The following is a 15,166-nucleotide window of genomic DNA, read 5'->3' on the forward strand; positions in this document are numbered from 1 at the left end:
AACACTTAACGCTCCAACAAAATGCCCGCATTCCTCACATCAGGAATACGGGCATCTCTGGTTACGGATTCAATCCGGCTATCGTTGCCTAGTATTTAAATTGCGACAGCTTGTCTTTCAAGCTTACGGACACATCTTCCAGCTGCTGGGACAGCTCGACTAACCGGTTGGAAATATTCAGCTGCTCCGTGCTCAACGACGCCACCTCTTCCGAGGTAGCGGACGCTTCTTCCGCGACTGCGCTCACATTGCTCATCGCTTCGACAAGCGTCGATTGCGCTTCATTCAGCCGTTCAATCGAACCGGTAACATGGTTAAGCTCTTGGATCATGCCGCCCATCTGATTTTGAACGGTTCCAAAGATGACATCCGTCTCGTTCACCGCTTCCGCCTGCTTCTGGAACATCGGGATCGCTTCGGACAATGCTCCGACCGTCTCGGTAATTTCCAACTGAATGCGCTCGGTTATTTGACCGACGATATCGATGGACTGGCGGGATTGCTCCGCAAGACTGCGGATTTCATCGGCGACGACCATAAAGCCTTTGCCAGCCGTCCCTGCACGAGCGGCCTCGATTGTAGCGTTCAGAGACAAAATATTCGTCTGCTTCGTCATGTTATGAAGCACGTCCAATATTTTGCGAATCGATTGCGTGCTTTCGCTGAGCGTATTTACCTTATTGGCCAAGGAACGCATCATGTCTCCGGTCGACGTAGTCCGATCCATCAAAGCGGTCATATTCGATGCGCCCAATTCACTTGATTCCGCCACCGCTTGCGCAGAAGCATCCATTTGTTCGTTCGCCCCGACGACCAGCTTCATTTGCGAAGCCATATTATGCGTCAGATCATGTCCGCGTTCGGCTTCTACGGCCAGGGAGGTGGCTCCCTTCGCAATCTCCTCCGTCGCAACGGCGATTTCCTTCGCCGAAATGGCTGTAGACCGGGAGGCTTCGGACAAAGAAGTTGCCGTTTCCAGCACGGCGCGCGCGCTCGCATCCGTACTCTGCACGAGCATCGTAATTTGCTCCATCATGATGTTAAAACCTTGCGCCAATTGACCGATTTCATCTTTGCTCTTCGACGTCGCCCGCACGGAGAGATTCCCCTCTGCTCCCTCATTCATCAAGTTGCGGAGCTTCACCAACGGTGTTGCTACCCATTGAATGACGAGCCAACCGATAACGGCAGCCAGCAACGCAGCAGCGGCCATCGATATGAAAGTCAAGGTCAGGATGCTCTTCGCATCCTTCACCAATTCTTGAACAGGCACCGCTCCCACGAGAACCCACTTGTTCGCTTTCATCTGATCGTACACGAGCAGCATGTCGCCATTGTCTTCCGAATGGACCGTCATGCTCCCGCTTATCGTCTTCTTGCCATCTTCCGCCTTAGGTTGCAGCCATTCCGGCGCTGCAGTCGTCAATGCCTTCGCGTCTTGGGCATACATATATTGCCCTTGTTGGTTCAAAAGCTGAATCGTTGAACCTTCACCGATATCGATATCCTCCAAAGAATCGCTAATCGCTCTCAGCTTAATTTCCAAAAAGATGATATATTCCGCCTCGCCGGAATTCAAATCACGCATCGGTCTTGCAATACCGAAAGTAGACTCAGGCGAATTATCGACGCCCTTCGGCATCGTGCCAACCCAAACGGATTGCCCGTTGCTATTTTTTGCCTCTTCGAACCAAGCGTTCTTCTTAATATTCTGAATGCCTTGGCGCATGCCCATAGCCGATAACGGAGTCCGATCCGCGTTAATCGGAATGAGATACACGTTCTCGATAAGCGAATTGCCTACGCTATAGGTTTGCAGCGTTTTCTGAATCACATCCGACATCTGAATCATGTCGTAGGTTCCGACTTTCAATCCGCGCATCGTCTTCAGCGATGAGGTAAGGTTCGGATCGAACATAATTTGCATCGTCATATTGTTAAATTGGGTGAGTTGCATATCAATCTTTTGCGCAGCCTGCACCATCGTCTGATAGCTTGAGGTGGATACGCGCTTTTCAATCGCATTTTTCGATACCAAATAGGAAAACATACCTACGCCAAATACGAACACGATAATACTGACAACAAACACAAGGAACAGCTTCGCTCCAACCGAACGAGCCGGATTTTGGACAAACGAAGCCGTAAGCGTTTTCCAGCTCCATTGCTTCTTGCGTTGTTTCCCCTTATTCCCCTTCAACTGATTCATCTCCTTATCTCTGAAACTTTCTCTGCTGTGTAAGTAAAGCACCCTATCCCTGAATCCCGTCAGGAGAGGATAAGGCGCCAGGCATCACATATGTATAACCCTCTCCCAGAGCATGAGCGCGGTTACAAGCACTCTTCTCCCAGATCGAATGCGTGCACAATATCAAGCTTCGTTACATTCACCTCGCGGTAAAATTGAAAATCGGGATGTTCCCCAATCAACTTTTCTCTGGCAGCATGACGCAGCTCCTCGAGGGTCATCGGTTCCTCCGCGCCAATGACCAGCTGATCCACCCGCTCCTTGTCACTGTAATCAAAGTCGATAGTCTGACTGGTTACATCCACAACATGAACATACCGGTTCGGGTGATACCCCAGATGCTTGAACGCTTCATTTAATTTCTCGTATTTCATCGTAATGAACTTCACCTTTCTTTGCTGTGCTACTTTTCTACATGCACTATTATAATATCGGTTAAATGGACCTATTTCACAATAGCTCATACAACATTTTCCTCATTTTTTTGTGTATATCCCAGAAAAATGAGCAAAAAGAACAAACGCACCTGTAATAATACAGGTACGTTTGTCGTAAAAATAGGAATTACGCCTCATGCATGGTGGGGGGAGAGATCAATCAGCGTAAATTCCGTCTGGCGTCGCGGCTGAAAACGCATACGCCCTATCCATTTCATAGTGCCTTATTAAAAAGGCGGGTTAAAGGAAATCGATCACAGTTCGATGTAAAGATTTGAAATGTTTATTGTGCCTCACTGTTGGTATCTGCCTCTATATCGTTGGCTGCACCGCTATCATGCGACTCTCGGCACGTTTCTTCTTTCTCCGTAAACAGCTTGCGAATTTCGTCCCGCTGTTTCTTCGCTACGAGCACGTAAGCCACATCGCCCGCTTGCAGCTTCGTCGTCCCTTTCGGCGCAATCATTTCCTCTCCCCGAATTACAGCGGTTATCAAGGTGTCGTCCGGCAGATTCAATTCATGCAAAGGGCGATTCTCAACGCTTGTCCCCGGCTCCACAGTCTTTTTCACCATATCCATATTCGTCTTGCCGACAGATACCAGTTCAAGCGCATGCACCGCTTCGCCCGAAGCATCCCCCGACAATGCCAATCGTTTGGCCAGCGGTGAAATCGTTGCTCCTTGAATGAGGGCAGATGTCAGAACGACAAAGAATACGACATTGAAAAACAACTGTCCGTGCTCCAGCCCGGCAATCATTGGATAGGTAGCCATGACAATCGGCACTGCTCCCTTCAACCCCGCCCAAGCGATCAACGTCTTTTCCTTTAATGAAAATTTGCTGATAAGCAAGCTGATGAATACGCCGATGGGCCTCGCGACAAACATCAAGATGATGGAAAGGACAATTCCTTGCCATGCCACTTCCACCAACTGATTCGGGAACACAAGCAAGCCAAGCAGAATGAACATCATAATCTGCATCATCCAGGCAAAGCCTTCATTGAATCTTACAATGGTAAACCGATATTGCAAATCAGCGTTCCCGAGCACCAATGCCATCACATATACGGCAAGAAATCCGCTGCCATGCAGCAAACCGACGCCGCTGTATGTAAAGATGGCGAAGCCGATGGACAATACCGGGTACAGCCCGGATGTATCAAGCGAGATGCGGTTCAATATTTGGATGGCAATCCATCCGGCCAGCAAGCCCAATCCAAGACCCAACCCCATTTGCCATAGGAAGGAAAGCAGCATGCTCCACAGTGACATATCCGGTGCCTGGACAAGCTCAATGAAGGAAATCGTCAGAAATACCGCCATTGGATCGTTCGTGCCCGATTCCGCCTCCAAGGTCGATGTCAGCTTCTGCTTTACGTTCTGGCTCCCCAGCACGGCGAAGACGGCCGCGGCGTCGGTTGAGCCTACGATGGCTCCGATCAACATTCCTTCCCGCCAATCAATATCCAAAATATAGACGGCGCCTACGCCAAATACGATAGCCGTAATGACGACCCCCAACGTCGCCAATATGACGGAAGATCCAACGACCGGGCGAATATGCCTCCAGTTCGTCTGCATGCCGCCATCGAACAAAATTATGATCAGAGCCAAAATCCCGAATAGCTGCGCTAACTTGGCATTGTCGAAATAAATAAATGGATTCAGAGCCATACCGACTATAATGAAAAAAACAAGGGACGGCACATTGAATCGATTCGAGAATTTGGCACTGATCACCCCGGCCAACAATAAGCCCCCGAATAAAAATAACAATCCGTCAGTCGTCCACAAGACGGCATCATCCTTTCATGCGATAATTCTTAGATGTCTGTAGAGATAGAGCGCAGCATCGCGGTGTTGCCTTTTCCATGCCGCAGTGCAATTCAATTAAGGAATGAGATAAGGGGGACTTAACGAAGTGAAAGCCAAGTTAACTTATGCCATATGAATATACTTATCCATTATACCGTAAATAATATAGCTATATAAGCCCCGGCAAGCTTCGGCGACGGTAACGTCGGGCTTGAGCAGCTGCTCGGTGGCATGCCGAAGCCGCAAATCATTTAAATACTCGTTAAAGGTCTTCCCGGTATAGGCTTTAAATACGTCACAAAAATTGGTTTTGGACAATGAGGCGTGACGGCATATTTGATCGAGACGAATCTCTTCGCGATAATGCTTCTGGACGAAATCGATTGAGGCCAGCACCGAATCGCGGCAACGGTTGAGCCGTTCCGCCTTCTTGTTGGGTACCACCGGGGCGGCGTCTTCATCCGAAATTCCTTCCGCATTTCTTCAAGGATGTGACGCACTCGCAAATCATCTTCGCCCATGAGACTCACCTTCATCAACCGCTTGCCTTCTTCAGCCAAGAGCGGCTGCAAATAGCGGTAATCCAAGCAGTCCTCTTGCAGCATCGGTTGATTGAAGCTGTCATTAATATATACAGGCAGGAATTCACAGCCGATGATCTCGGTTTTTTCCTGCAGCATCCACTCGACCCGATGCACGGCATACGGCGGAACAATGCATATGCTGCCCGCTTGCATTTCATATTGCCGGCCCAAATAACTATGAGTAAAGCAGCCTCTTACGACATACCAGATTTGAAAATAATCATGGGTGTGATCCCATAGCGAGCCATGTGTTTGATCGATCTTGTACATCTTGCAGGGCAAGGGCTCCGGGAACTCGAATTGCGAATGGAAAAATACAATGCCTCGAGCGGAAAACTCAGCCGTATCCCGATTGACCCACCTATTTTTCATTACACGACCATTTTGTACGACAGACATCATTCATTCCTCCCCTTCAAGATCGATATGCGGAATATGGGCAAGCCAAACTGTGTAAGCGTTTGCAATATATTCACCAAACGGCATATGGCTTGAATATGGCTTGATTCCTTACGGAATCGAGGGCGGAATGGCTGCCGCCTCTTGTAAAAGGGGAAAAAGTCCTGGTATGCCAGATGCAAATGATGACGGTATGCCATACCGGGACGTAGATTAATAAGTATTTAAGAGTAAGATGATACAGGCAATGCGTGAATGAGCGCTTTGGCGATAGCCATATGTCCAATGGCATTCGGATGGACACGATCCCAAGCCAAGGAGGCCGGATACATATGAAGCAGCAAACGGTCAAACACCGCTTGCGTGTCGACGAACAACGTCCCGTGCTTTTCGGCCGTTCTCTTGACGATGCGGCCATATTCATCCATCATCCGCCGCATCTCGTCTTGCGGATTCGGTTCAATATAGAACGGAGTCATGAGCACCATCCATCTCACCTGAGACTTCGTGCACGCCACCAGACGCTCCAGCACAGCTTCATAGTCGTCCGCATACACGTGGGATTCGACCACATGCGGCATGTCAAATTGGCGCCATACATCATTAATTCCGATGCAGAGAATTACACCATCCGGTTGTTGTTGGAGAACATCCGTGTCCCATCTCGCCTCCACATCCACCACCGTATTGCCGCTTACTCCCATATTTACGACTCTTGTGCCGAGCTCAGGATGTTCCGTCTGGAGCAGCGCATCGAACAACGAGACGTATCCTTTGCCAAGGGCGCCGAATAATCCTTCTCCAACCGGTCTCGCCCGTTCGCAGTCGGTAATCGAATCGCCAATAATGACCACTTTATCGCGTTGTTGCAATGTCAAGGAATAAACCTCCCTACAAGGTTATGGAATAACTCTCCTCATTATACCAATTAATAAGGAGCGACTGTTCAATTCGTTCATAAATGAATGAATACGATAGGATAGCGGCAATTTCCTGCTTATCAACCCGACTTCGTGCAAATTAGGCGCATTGGTTCAGGACTTAAGTAGCCGGAGCCCGTTCAATATGACTAGTATCGTGCTTCCTTCATGACCTACGACTCCAAGCGGAAGCGGAACGCCGAACGCGAAATTCGTAATAATCAAGGCCGTGATGACCACAGACGCGAAAATGATATTTTGCTTAATGATTGTCTGCGTTCTTCTGCCAAGTAAAATAGCGTGTTTAATCGTATCCAAATCGTCGTTCATCAGGACCAGATCTGCCGTTTCCAGTGCCGCATCGCTGCCGGTTGCCCCCATTGCAATGCCGACGGAGGCGGTTGCGAGCGCCGGTGCGTCATTCACGCCGTCCCCTACCATGGCGACTTCCCCGTACTCGGCCTTCAGCTTCTTCACGATATCCAACTTATCCTCCGGCATCAGCTCGGCAAATACCAATTCGATCCCTGCTTCCTGCGCAATGGCGGCAGCCGTCTGCTCCTGATCGCCAGTCAGCATTGCCACTTTGATGCCGATCCGCTGCAACTGCTGCACCATTGCTTTCGCTTGCGGGCGGATGCGATCCTGCAGTGCGATAATGCCTGCAATTTCTTCTTCCCGCTGAACAACGATGACTGTCTTGCCTTGCTGCTGAAGGCTGCGCACCACGCCGTGCAGAGCATTCTGTTGCTCCGCATGCATAACAAATTTCGGTTTGCCTACGCGCCAGCGCGCGCCGCCCATCCGAGCCTCGATGCCAAGCCCCGCCAATGCTTGATAGTCGGTCGGACGCATCCATGCGTCATCGATGTGTTGTCCGCTTCGGCACGCTTCGGCCTCTTGCACGATAGCCTTCGCAATCGGATGCGTCGACAGCGACTCAAGCGCAGCCGTCGCTTGAAGCAATTCGTGCTCGGAGAAACCGGCATACGGGAGGACATCCGTTACTGAAAGCTCTCCCATTGTTAACGTGCCCGTCTTGTCAAAGGCAATCACTTGAATGCGCGAGATATGATCCAAATGCGCCCCGCCTTTAAACAGCATGCCTTTGCGGGCGCTGTTCGAGATAGCCGAGAGTGTCGCCGGCATAATCGAAGCGACGAGGGCGCATGGCGATGCGACCACAAGAAATACCATGGCGCGGTAAAATACGTCCTCCCAAGCTTCTCCGAAAAACAAAAACGGAACGAGAATAAGCACGATCGTCGCCAATATAATGACTCTGGCATAGATGCGTTCGAATTTCTCGATGAACCGCTGCGATTTCGGCATTTCGCTCTGCGCTTCCTGAACGAGGCGAATGATTTTGGAGAAAAGAGTGGATTCGCTGGTCTGCGTCACTTCCACATATAACGCCCCTTGGCCGTTCACCGTACCCGCAAATACCTCATCGCCCTGAGCTTTATCAACGGGGAGACTCTCTCCGGTAATGGATGCTTGATTGACCGCTGAATGTCCTTCCGTAATCGTGCCGTCAGCCGGAATGCGCTCTCCCGGTCTGACTATTACCAGTTCGCCAAGCCGCAGCTCTTCGACTGGTACGTTCGCTTCTTCCCCGTTCCGCAGCACGTTCGCATGCTCGGGCTTCAGCTCCATCAGCGCGGAAATATCGCGTGAGCTTCGGTTCATCGTGAATGTCTCCAGCGCTCCGCTCAGCGCGAAGATGAAAATAAGCACGGCGCCTTCCGACCAATACCCGATGCAAGCCGCACCAACCGCAGCCGCGATCATCAGCAGGTTGACGTCCAAATCCTTTTCCCGGACCAATGTTGCAATTCCGTCCTTTAACTTTAACCCGCCACCGCTAACATAAGCCAGCAGATAAAAAGCTATCGCCCATGCTTCCGACACCATTCCGGCAACTAAAGCCAGCAGAATAAAGAATAAAGCGCCTGCCGCCGCCAGTGCTTCGCCATATTTTTCACACCATAATTGGATTGTTGATCGCTTGTTCATAAGTGTAATATCCTCCTTCGTTGATAATGACTATCGTTGTTAATCCCCTAAAAATGAGACATGCTGTTCCCATATAGGGAACAGCATGTATTGAGAATGAGATTAATTTTCACCGTGGTCATTTTTTTTGAACAGAGGAAACTTTTCTATACTTATTATAATCTACATACAGCAAATTGTGAATAAAAGTTTTATCTTGCCTCAAGGAAACATTATTCACCTGGTGCAACTCTGTTAGTTGGGGGTATAATATTTATATAGGGTATAACATCCCCCTTCATTATTAACTAACAAGGCGCACGTCGACACAACTAGAAAGAAGGGTTACACATGAAGCCGTATCCTAATGATGAATCAACGGCTGACGTTCAGGATGGATGGAAGCAACAACGGGACGAACCCAGTCTTCCCGAAGCGTATAAATCAATGCCGGTGCCGAAGAAGGGCAGCTTCTTCCGAAAGTTTCTCGCCTTTGTCGGGCCGGGCTACCTCGTCGCCGTCGGTTACATGGACCCGGGGAACTGGGCAACCGCTATTGCAGGCGGCTCGCAATTTAATTACACGCTATTATCCGTTGTTTTAATTTCAAATTTGATGGCCATGCTGCTGCAATCGTTGTCTGCGCGGCTCGGAATTGCAACAGGAAGAGATTTGGCGCAAGCCTGTCACGACCACTACAGCAAGCCTGTCAATTTCGTGTTATGGATTCTATGCGAATTGGCGATTGCGGCCTGCGATCTGGCGGAGATCATCGGCTCGGCGATCGCCTTGCAGCTATTATTCGGACTCCCCCTTATTATCGGGGTCATTATTACATCATTGGATATTCTGATCGTGCTGCTGCTACAGAACAAAGGCTTTCGATATATTGAAGTAATCGTCGTTGTACTGATCGCTACGATTATGATGTGTTTCGGCGCCGAGCTTATTTTGTCCAGACCTGACGCTCGCGAAGTGCTGCACGGATTCGTTCCCAGCGCCGAAATTGTGAAAAATCCGGCAATGCTCTACATCGCGCTAGGCATTCTCGGAGCGACCGTAATGCCCCATAATCTGTATTTGCATTCTTCGATCGTACAGACACGTAACTATGAAGAGTCTTATGAAGGCAAAAAATCGGCGATTCGGTTCGCGACGCTTGATTCAACGATCGCGTTGATACTGGCCATGTTCGTCAATGCCGCCATTTTGATATTATCGGCCGCTACGTTCCATTCGAGCGGACATACCGAGATCGCGGAAATTCAGGATGCGTATCACATGCTGACACCGCTGCTCGGCACAGGCATGGCGAGCGTGCTGTTCGCTGTAGCGCTGCTCGCCTCCGGCCAGAACTCGACCTTGACTGGCACGCTCGCCGGGCAGATCGTCATGGAAGGCTTTCTGCAAATCCGGCTCAAACCTTGGGTGCGCCGCCTCATTACGCGTCTCATCGCTATCGTGCCCGCCGTCATCGTCATCGCCATTTACGGAGAGGAAGGAACGGCGGATCTGCTCATTTTGAGTCAAGTCATCCTCTCTTTCCAATTATCGTTTGCCGTCTTTCCGCTTATCCGGTTCACGAGCGACACGAAGAAGATGGGGGCTTTCGTTTCCCCGCTCTGGATGAATAGTCTCGCCTGGGTATCCGGCATCATGATTGCGGGCTTGAATCTCTATTTGCTTGTTGGAACCTTTATGTAAGGAGATTGTTCAAAAAGCTACTATTTTAAACTGCCATTACAATATCAAAAGGCTGCTTCCCCATCAAACCGCGATTGGGGGGCAGCCTTTGCTTGTATTATGAACCGAAGCGGAAGGTGCGCTTCTTGACCGGTTGGAGCCGCATGATGATTGCAGCCGCCTGAAGCCGAATCTCCTCCTGCTCGGAATCAAGCATTTCCCGCAGCACGGAAAGAGCCTTGTCACGCAATTCGTTCAATCCTGTTTCGGCCGGGAGACTCCATGTCGCCTGTCCCCGCATCCACATGTATCGCGCCTGGCGTTCGACCTGTCCTTGCTTCATCTCGATAAGCTTCTCGACGGAATAGTAATCATGCTGCACGCGCTTCAACTCTCTTTCTTCTTAATCCATATTTACGTTGACGTCTCCGACCTTTGTAGATAATCTGACGAGCGGACCGCCTTCTCCGATGCCGCCTTCGAAGAAGCCGCCCGATCCTCTGCGCCGTTGCAGCAATGGCACGTTGAGAGACAAGTCTCCGAGGAGGGCGGACGCTTCCAACTGCATTTGTCGAGTGGAGGACGCAATACGAAGATCAATGCTGCCGGCGACATTGCCAATGTCGCATGCCCCGGTCTCGGGACCTACGGCACAGCGGATGTCCCCGTTCTTCACGTCCACACGCAGCGTGCCGCAGATGTCCTGCACGGTCACATCGCCCGAAGCCGAGGCCGCTTCCACATCAGCCGCAATACGTTCCAGCTTCACGTCACCGGAGGCAGTGCTGCAGCTCCATCTCTCTCCTCGTCCATTGCGTACCTCCAAGTCACCAGACAGCAGTTCCATCACAAGCTCTTCGGCTTCTACACCTTCCAACTCGAGATCCCCGGACGTGGAATTGAGGCGAACCCGTTGCGCTGCCACGTTCTCCACCGCCAAATCTCCCGAGAGCGCCTCTACCTCCAGCACACCGAAGCGGCAGTTCTCAATCTCCACATCTCCTGACTTGGCGTCTGCACGCAGCAGCCCGATCGAGCTGTTCTCGATGCTTGCATCGCCAGAATTCAGTTGGATGCGGATCTGCTCGTTCTGCAAATACCGCAGCTTTACATCACCCGAATTGGAGTTAAGGCGCATGCTGCCACGGAACGATTGCGGCACTCGGACATATAGATCGGCGCCGGCAGAGGACATCAAAGAAAAGAATCGCTTCGCGCCTGTTCTCCGCAGTATCACCTTAATATTGTAAGTATCGTGGACAACTTCTTCAGTCACTTCATATTGCTCCGGATCGCTCGTGTCGAATCGATACGTGAAAGTATCACCGTCATATGATTCGATAAACACATCCGTCACATCGGTCATGATGTTCGCCGCATGAATCGCCGATCCCATATACCCATATGGTTGGTTCCCCTCTAGTGAATCATGATGATAGTTCGGCAATTCGAAGTTCAGGCCGCCCGCTTGAAATGATGATTCCCGCTCGCCAGATGAAGGCTTCTCTGTACCGGAACCGCCCGCTGGAGCCGCATGAGGACGATACTGCTCGATAATCTCGTCCGCAATTGACTGAACGCTGCCGAGCGAGCGCACGATTTCGTCGTCCGTTTTCCCCATTTCACGCGCCTCTGCGAAATGCGTTTCGAAATCAGACATTATTTCCTTGCGTTCGGAATCCGGGATTCCATTCAACAACCGTTCCAGCTTCACTAGAAATTCCAGTCTCTGCATGCTCATGCTTTCATGACCTCCTTAATAATTTCATCCACGCCTTCCGAGAAGCGGCTCCATTCTGCCATCATCTCGCGCATGTAAGTCTCGCCCGTCTCGGTCAGCTTGTAATATTTTCGGGACGGCCCTTCCGGCGACTCTTTCAAATACGTCGAAAAATAGCCTTCCTGCGTCAGTCTGCGCAACAGGGGATACATCGTGCCTTCTGCCACGAGGAACTTCTCTGAAATGCGATGAACGAGTTCATAGCCGTAGCGGTCTTGCTCATAGGTCAGCACAAGCACACACAGTTCCAAGGCGCCTTTTTTGAATTGAACGTTCACTCGATTGCCTCCTTCGCATCTATTTCAACTTATCTGGACAATCGTTCCATGGCTTGATGTTCTACATAGTAACACACACTACTGTACAATACAAGGTACCTTTTAAAACTAAATTCATCTCCATGATTTCGATAACTATTCTGCCGATAAAAAGGAAGCCTAACGCTTTCTTTGGCATGGTATAATGAATCCAGTTTTTATATGGAGGTATTTCCCATGGCTCAATTGTTCGATATACAAGCCGTATCCCTGTTCACAGCCTATTCGCCCGCTCATATCGTAACCTTGGCCCTGTTCGCCTTGCTCATCTGGCTAATGTATGCGTACCGAATGAGTCTTCGGGGAAACCAAATGGGGAGCATCGTCCGCTTCAGTCTGGTGACGGTACTCGCACTGTCCGAGCTGTCGCTGAATCTGTGGTATATCTGGTATGGTCGGTACGACTTGAAGGATACGCTGCCGCTTGAGCTATGCACCATATCGTTGTACCTGTCCGTTGCGATGCTCATCTGGAAAAGCCGGCGCTTGTTCCAGATTGTATACTTCGTCGGAATCGGCGGAGCCTTGCAAGCGCTGCTCACCCCAGCGCTCGATTATGACTATCCCCACTTCCGGTTCATTGAATTTTTTGCGGCGCATATCGCCATTATTTTGGCTGTGCTTTATATGCTCTGGGTGGAGGGACACCGTCCAACCCTAAAATCTGTATTCGCCGCCATGGGCTTTCTCAATCTGCTCCTTGTTGCAGTCGGCACCGTGAACGCAATGACCGGCGGCAATTACATGTTCCTCGCCCGCAAGCCTGAGACGGCCTCGCTTCTGGACGTGCTTGGACCGTATCCATGGTACTTAGTGTCGCTGGAGGTTGTCGCATGCCTGATCTTCTTGCTCATGTACCTGCCATTTGCCATATCTGCGCGAGTTCGGCAAGCGCGGCCGCAGGAGACGGGCTATGATTAATCGCAGTGCTTCACATACCGGCGGACTGGAACCGCAGATCTATGACAATCACGAGCAGGAGCCAGCAGCAGCCTCACTATATACTGACCGGAATACATCCATTTTTCTGACAAACACGCCCAGATTACTCATGCCCTCATCTCCTTGTTTGGAATTCGTGTTTAGTTATACCACAAGGTGATTTTTGAAATGTTGCTCTCTCATTCGGAATTCATGTTTGTCGTTCAGAGGGAGTCACCGAGAGAGTGGTCTAAAGGTAAAGGATATACAAAATGCACAAAGCCGTTCCCAGTCGCAGCGCGAAGATGAGAACGGCTTTGATATCAGATTGGAATATAACGGAATGAACCTTCTGCATGTGATGAGCGGCTCACCTCATGCAGAGTGGGTATCTGTCTCTGGGCAAACGGTGCCATGCCGCCCTTCCAGACGTTCCGCGGCAATAAATCCGGCGGCGGATACGAGCAGGAGCAGCCCCATGCCTAAATACAGAGCCTTTGTTCCCAGTTGATTATATATAAAAGCCCCGATAAGGCTTCCCGTCATCGTCGCCCCGATGCTCATGACGACCGACATGACTGCTTGGCCGCTTGCGCGAAAACGGTCGGGAATGAGATCCATCATATACTCCGCCAAATAAATGAAGTATAGGGCGATGCCCACTCCTTGAATCGCCTGCATGAACAAGATGAGCGGCAGGATGTCCGTTGCGTAGATGACTAGCGCGCGCGCAGCCATAATGACGGCGGACAATGCCAGCATGGTGAGCGGCCGGAACTGCCGGCCGGAGCGTCCCAAATATAAGAAGACGAATACCTCCGTCGCCGCCGGCAGCATCCATCCGAGCCCGATGTCGAGCGAACTTCCGTTCATATCCCGGATCATGAAGCTAAAATATTGATCGTTGAAGATGAGCGTCATATTGTAAATGATGAGCACAATCATGAAGAGTACGAAGCGCCGCGTAAAAACATAGCTCCAGAACTCCTTCATGTTCACCTTCGTCCGCGGCTTTTTCCCGCCCGTTCTCCCTTCGCCAACCTCTGCCGCAAACGCTTCGGCAGCATTCCGCGGCGTATCGTCCCGTCTCGGATCCCGCAGCGGCAGCAGCGCGCAGCCGGTCAAACCGACCAGAACCATCACGATCCATCCCATCGACGCATGTCCCGGCAGCCGCTCCAGCAGCCATCCGATAAGAACCGCCGATACCGCAAACCCTGCCGCGCCGCAGCCGCGAATGACCGCATAGGAATCTCCCAGCCGTCTCGCCGCAAGCATCGCCATGCTGTCGGTCAGCGACGTGGCTGGCACCCACAGAAATTGAAAAACAAAAATGAGCCCCATCACCGTCCACGGCTCCGAGGTATGAAAGACGAAAAACAATACTCCAAGCAACGCAAGCAGGAGGGCCAACAGGAGAGGCTTCATAGCCGCGAACTTGTCGCTCAAGTAGCCAATTAAATAATTGCCGATCATGCCAACGATGGGAAGCACTGCGTTTTGCAATCCGTACATGGCATCGCTATAACCGATATCTTTGTAATATAACGGAAAAAAAGAAGAAAAGACCGCCGCCGGCGTAAAAAGCATAAACATGTAGACATACATATGGCGGAGCTGCCGCTTGCGATAGAAACTATGATTCAAGGATTCCATGGAACTCATCTGCCTGCCTCCGTACAGAGGCTCAGAAGGACACCCATGCTCTTATCTTGTTCACGTATGCGCATCATGCTGTTCATAGTCCCTTTCGTGTCAGAATTAAGAATATTCCCTATTTTAGCACACGAAAAGTTTAAGCGGTTTCGTTTTCATAGTTTATTAAAATGTATTCAATATTCGAGTTATTTTTGAAAGCGCATACCCATAGGATGAAGTAGGCATTTCTATATTCGCCCTGCAAAATTAATGGCATTATTTACAATTCCTTATTACTAGCTTAACGCTATGTTAAAAATCACATTTTACAATGGGACATGTGCACAGTTCCGATGATTTTACTGCAGAATCTAATTTTTCATTAGCTAACTCAATACCCTACATTAGGAACCCATTCATGAGGA

Annotated in this window: 13 protein-coding genes; 2 read left to right on the forward strand and 11 right to left on the reverse strand. The window is 50.3% G+C overall.

From position 1 onward, the window contains the following. Nucleotides 1-88: 88 nt before the first annotated feature. From JSQ80_RS05650 to JSQ80_RS05680, 7 genes are all read right to left on the reverse strand, one after another. Nucleotides 89-2,200, reverse strand: a complete 2,112-nt coding sequence (locus JSQ80_RS05650) for a methyl-accepting chemotaxis protein (RefSeq protein ID WP_206094665.1) — start codon at nucleotides 2,198-2,200, stop codon at nucleotides 89-91. A 131-nt stretch (nucleotides 2,201-2,331) separates the two neighbouring features. Further along, complete coding sequence (locus JSQ80_RS05655; protein ID WP_087435724.1) at nucleotides 2,332-2,622, reverse strand: hypothetical protein; 291 nt, start codon at nucleotides 2,620-2,622, stop codon at nucleotides 2,332-2,334. Between the two features lie 346 nt (nucleotides 2,623-2,968). Further along, nucleotides 2,969-4,483 carry a potassium/proton antiporter gene (locus JSQ80_RS05660; protein ID WP_206094666.1) on the reverse strand — a complete coding sequence of 505 codons (1,515 nt, stop codon included), beginning with the start codon at nucleotides 4,481-4,483 and terminating at the stop codon, nucleotides 2,969-2,971. Between the two features lie 144 nt (nucleotides 4,484-4,627). Then, nucleotides 4,628-4,822, reverse strand: a complete 195-nt coding sequence (locus tag JSQ80_RS29940) for a helix-turn-helix domain-containing protein (protein WP_206094667.1) — start codon at nucleotides 4,820-4,822, stop codon at nucleotides 4,628-4,630. Then, the gene (locus JSQ80_RS05670) at nucleotides 4,756-5,490 is read right to left on the reverse strand and encodes an AraC family ligand binding domain-containing protein (protein WP_206094668.1); all 735 of its coding nucleotides are present in this window, start codon (nucleotides 5,488-5,490) and stop codon (nucleotides 4,756-4,758) included. Before JSQ80_RS05670 ends, JSQ80_RS29940 begins: the two co-directional genes overlap by 67 nt. 221 nt (nucleotides 5,491-5,711) lie before the next feature. Next, nucleotides 5,712-6,365 carry an SGNH/GDSL hydrolase family protein gene (locus JSQ80_RS05675; protein WP_206094669.1) on the reverse strand — a complete coding sequence of 218 codons (654 nt, stop codon included), beginning with the start codon at nucleotides 6,363-6,365 and terminating at the stop codon, nucleotides 5,712-5,714. A gap of 156 nt (nucleotides 6,366-6,521) precedes the next feature. Continuing rightward, a complete protein-coding gene (locus JSQ80_RS05680) occupies nucleotides 6,522-8,423 on the reverse strand; it encodes a heavy metal translocating P-type ATPase (RefSeq protein ID WP_206094670.1) in 1,902 nt (633 codons plus the stop codon). 330 nt (nucleotides 8,424-8,753) lie between these two features. On the opposite strand from JSQ80_RS05680, the gene JSQ80_RS05685 reads away from it, so the two are divergent. Next, nucleotides 8,754-10,106 (forward strand): Nramp family divalent metal transporter, encoded by a 1,353-nt coding sequence (locus JSQ80_RS05685; protein ID WP_206094671.1) that lies wholly within the window; start codon nucleotides 8,754-8,756, stop codon nucleotides 10,104-10,106. Between the two features lie 97 nt (nucleotides 10,107-10,203). Here JSQ80_RS05685 and JSQ80_RS05690 read toward each other — a convergent pair whose 3' ends face one another. From JSQ80_RS05690 to JSQ80_RS05700, 3 genes are read right to left on the reverse strand one after another with little or no spacing between them, the layout of a single operon-like run. After that, the gene (locus tag JSQ80_RS05690; RefSeq protein WP_087435730.1) at nucleotides 10,204-10,476 is read right to left on the reverse strand and encodes a hypothetical protein; all 273 of its coding nucleotides are present in this window, start codon (nucleotides 10,474-10,476) and stop codon (nucleotides 10,204-10,206) included. Between the two features lie 12 nt (nucleotides 10,477-10,488). Then, nucleotides 10,489-11,826, reverse strand: coding sequence for a DUF4097 family beta strand repeat-containing protein (locus tag JSQ80_RS05695; RefSeq protein WP_206094672.1), 1,338 nt, complete (start codon nucleotides 11,824-11,826; stop codon nucleotides 10,489-10,491). Then, a complete protein-coding gene (locus JSQ80_RS05700) occupies nucleotides 11,823-12,143 on the reverse strand; it encodes a PadR family transcriptional regulator (RefSeq protein WP_087435732.1) in 321 nt (106 codons plus the stop codon). The genes JSQ80_RS05695 and JSQ80_RS05700 overlap by 4 nt, the downstream gene beginning before the upstream one ends. A 216-nt stretch (nucleotides 12,144-12,359) precedes the next feature. Here JSQ80_RS05700 and JSQ80_RS05705 point away from each other — a divergent pair, with 216 nt between their 5' ends. Beyond that, complete coding sequence (locus JSQ80_RS05705) at nucleotides 12,360-13,103, forward strand: YwaF family protein (RefSeq protein WP_087435733.1); 744 nt, start codon at nucleotides 12,360-12,362, stop codon at nucleotides 13,101-13,103. 375 nt (nucleotides 13,104-13,478) lie between these two features. Here the strand turns inward: JSQ80_RS05705 and JSQ80_RS05710 are convergent, their stop codons facing one another. Next, nucleotides 13,479-14,768, reverse strand: a complete 1,290-nt coding sequence (locus JSQ80_RS05710) for an MFS transporter (protein ID WP_206094673.1) — start codon at nucleotides 14,766-14,768, stop codon at nucleotides 13,479-13,481. Between the last annotated feature and the right edge of the window lie 398 nt (nucleotides 14,769-15,166).

Source organism: Paenibacillus apiarius (genome assembly GCF_017052585.1).
Classification (GTDB): Bacteria; Bacillota; Bacilli; order Paenibacillales; family Paenibacillaceae; genus Paenibacillus_B; species Paenibacillus_B apiarius.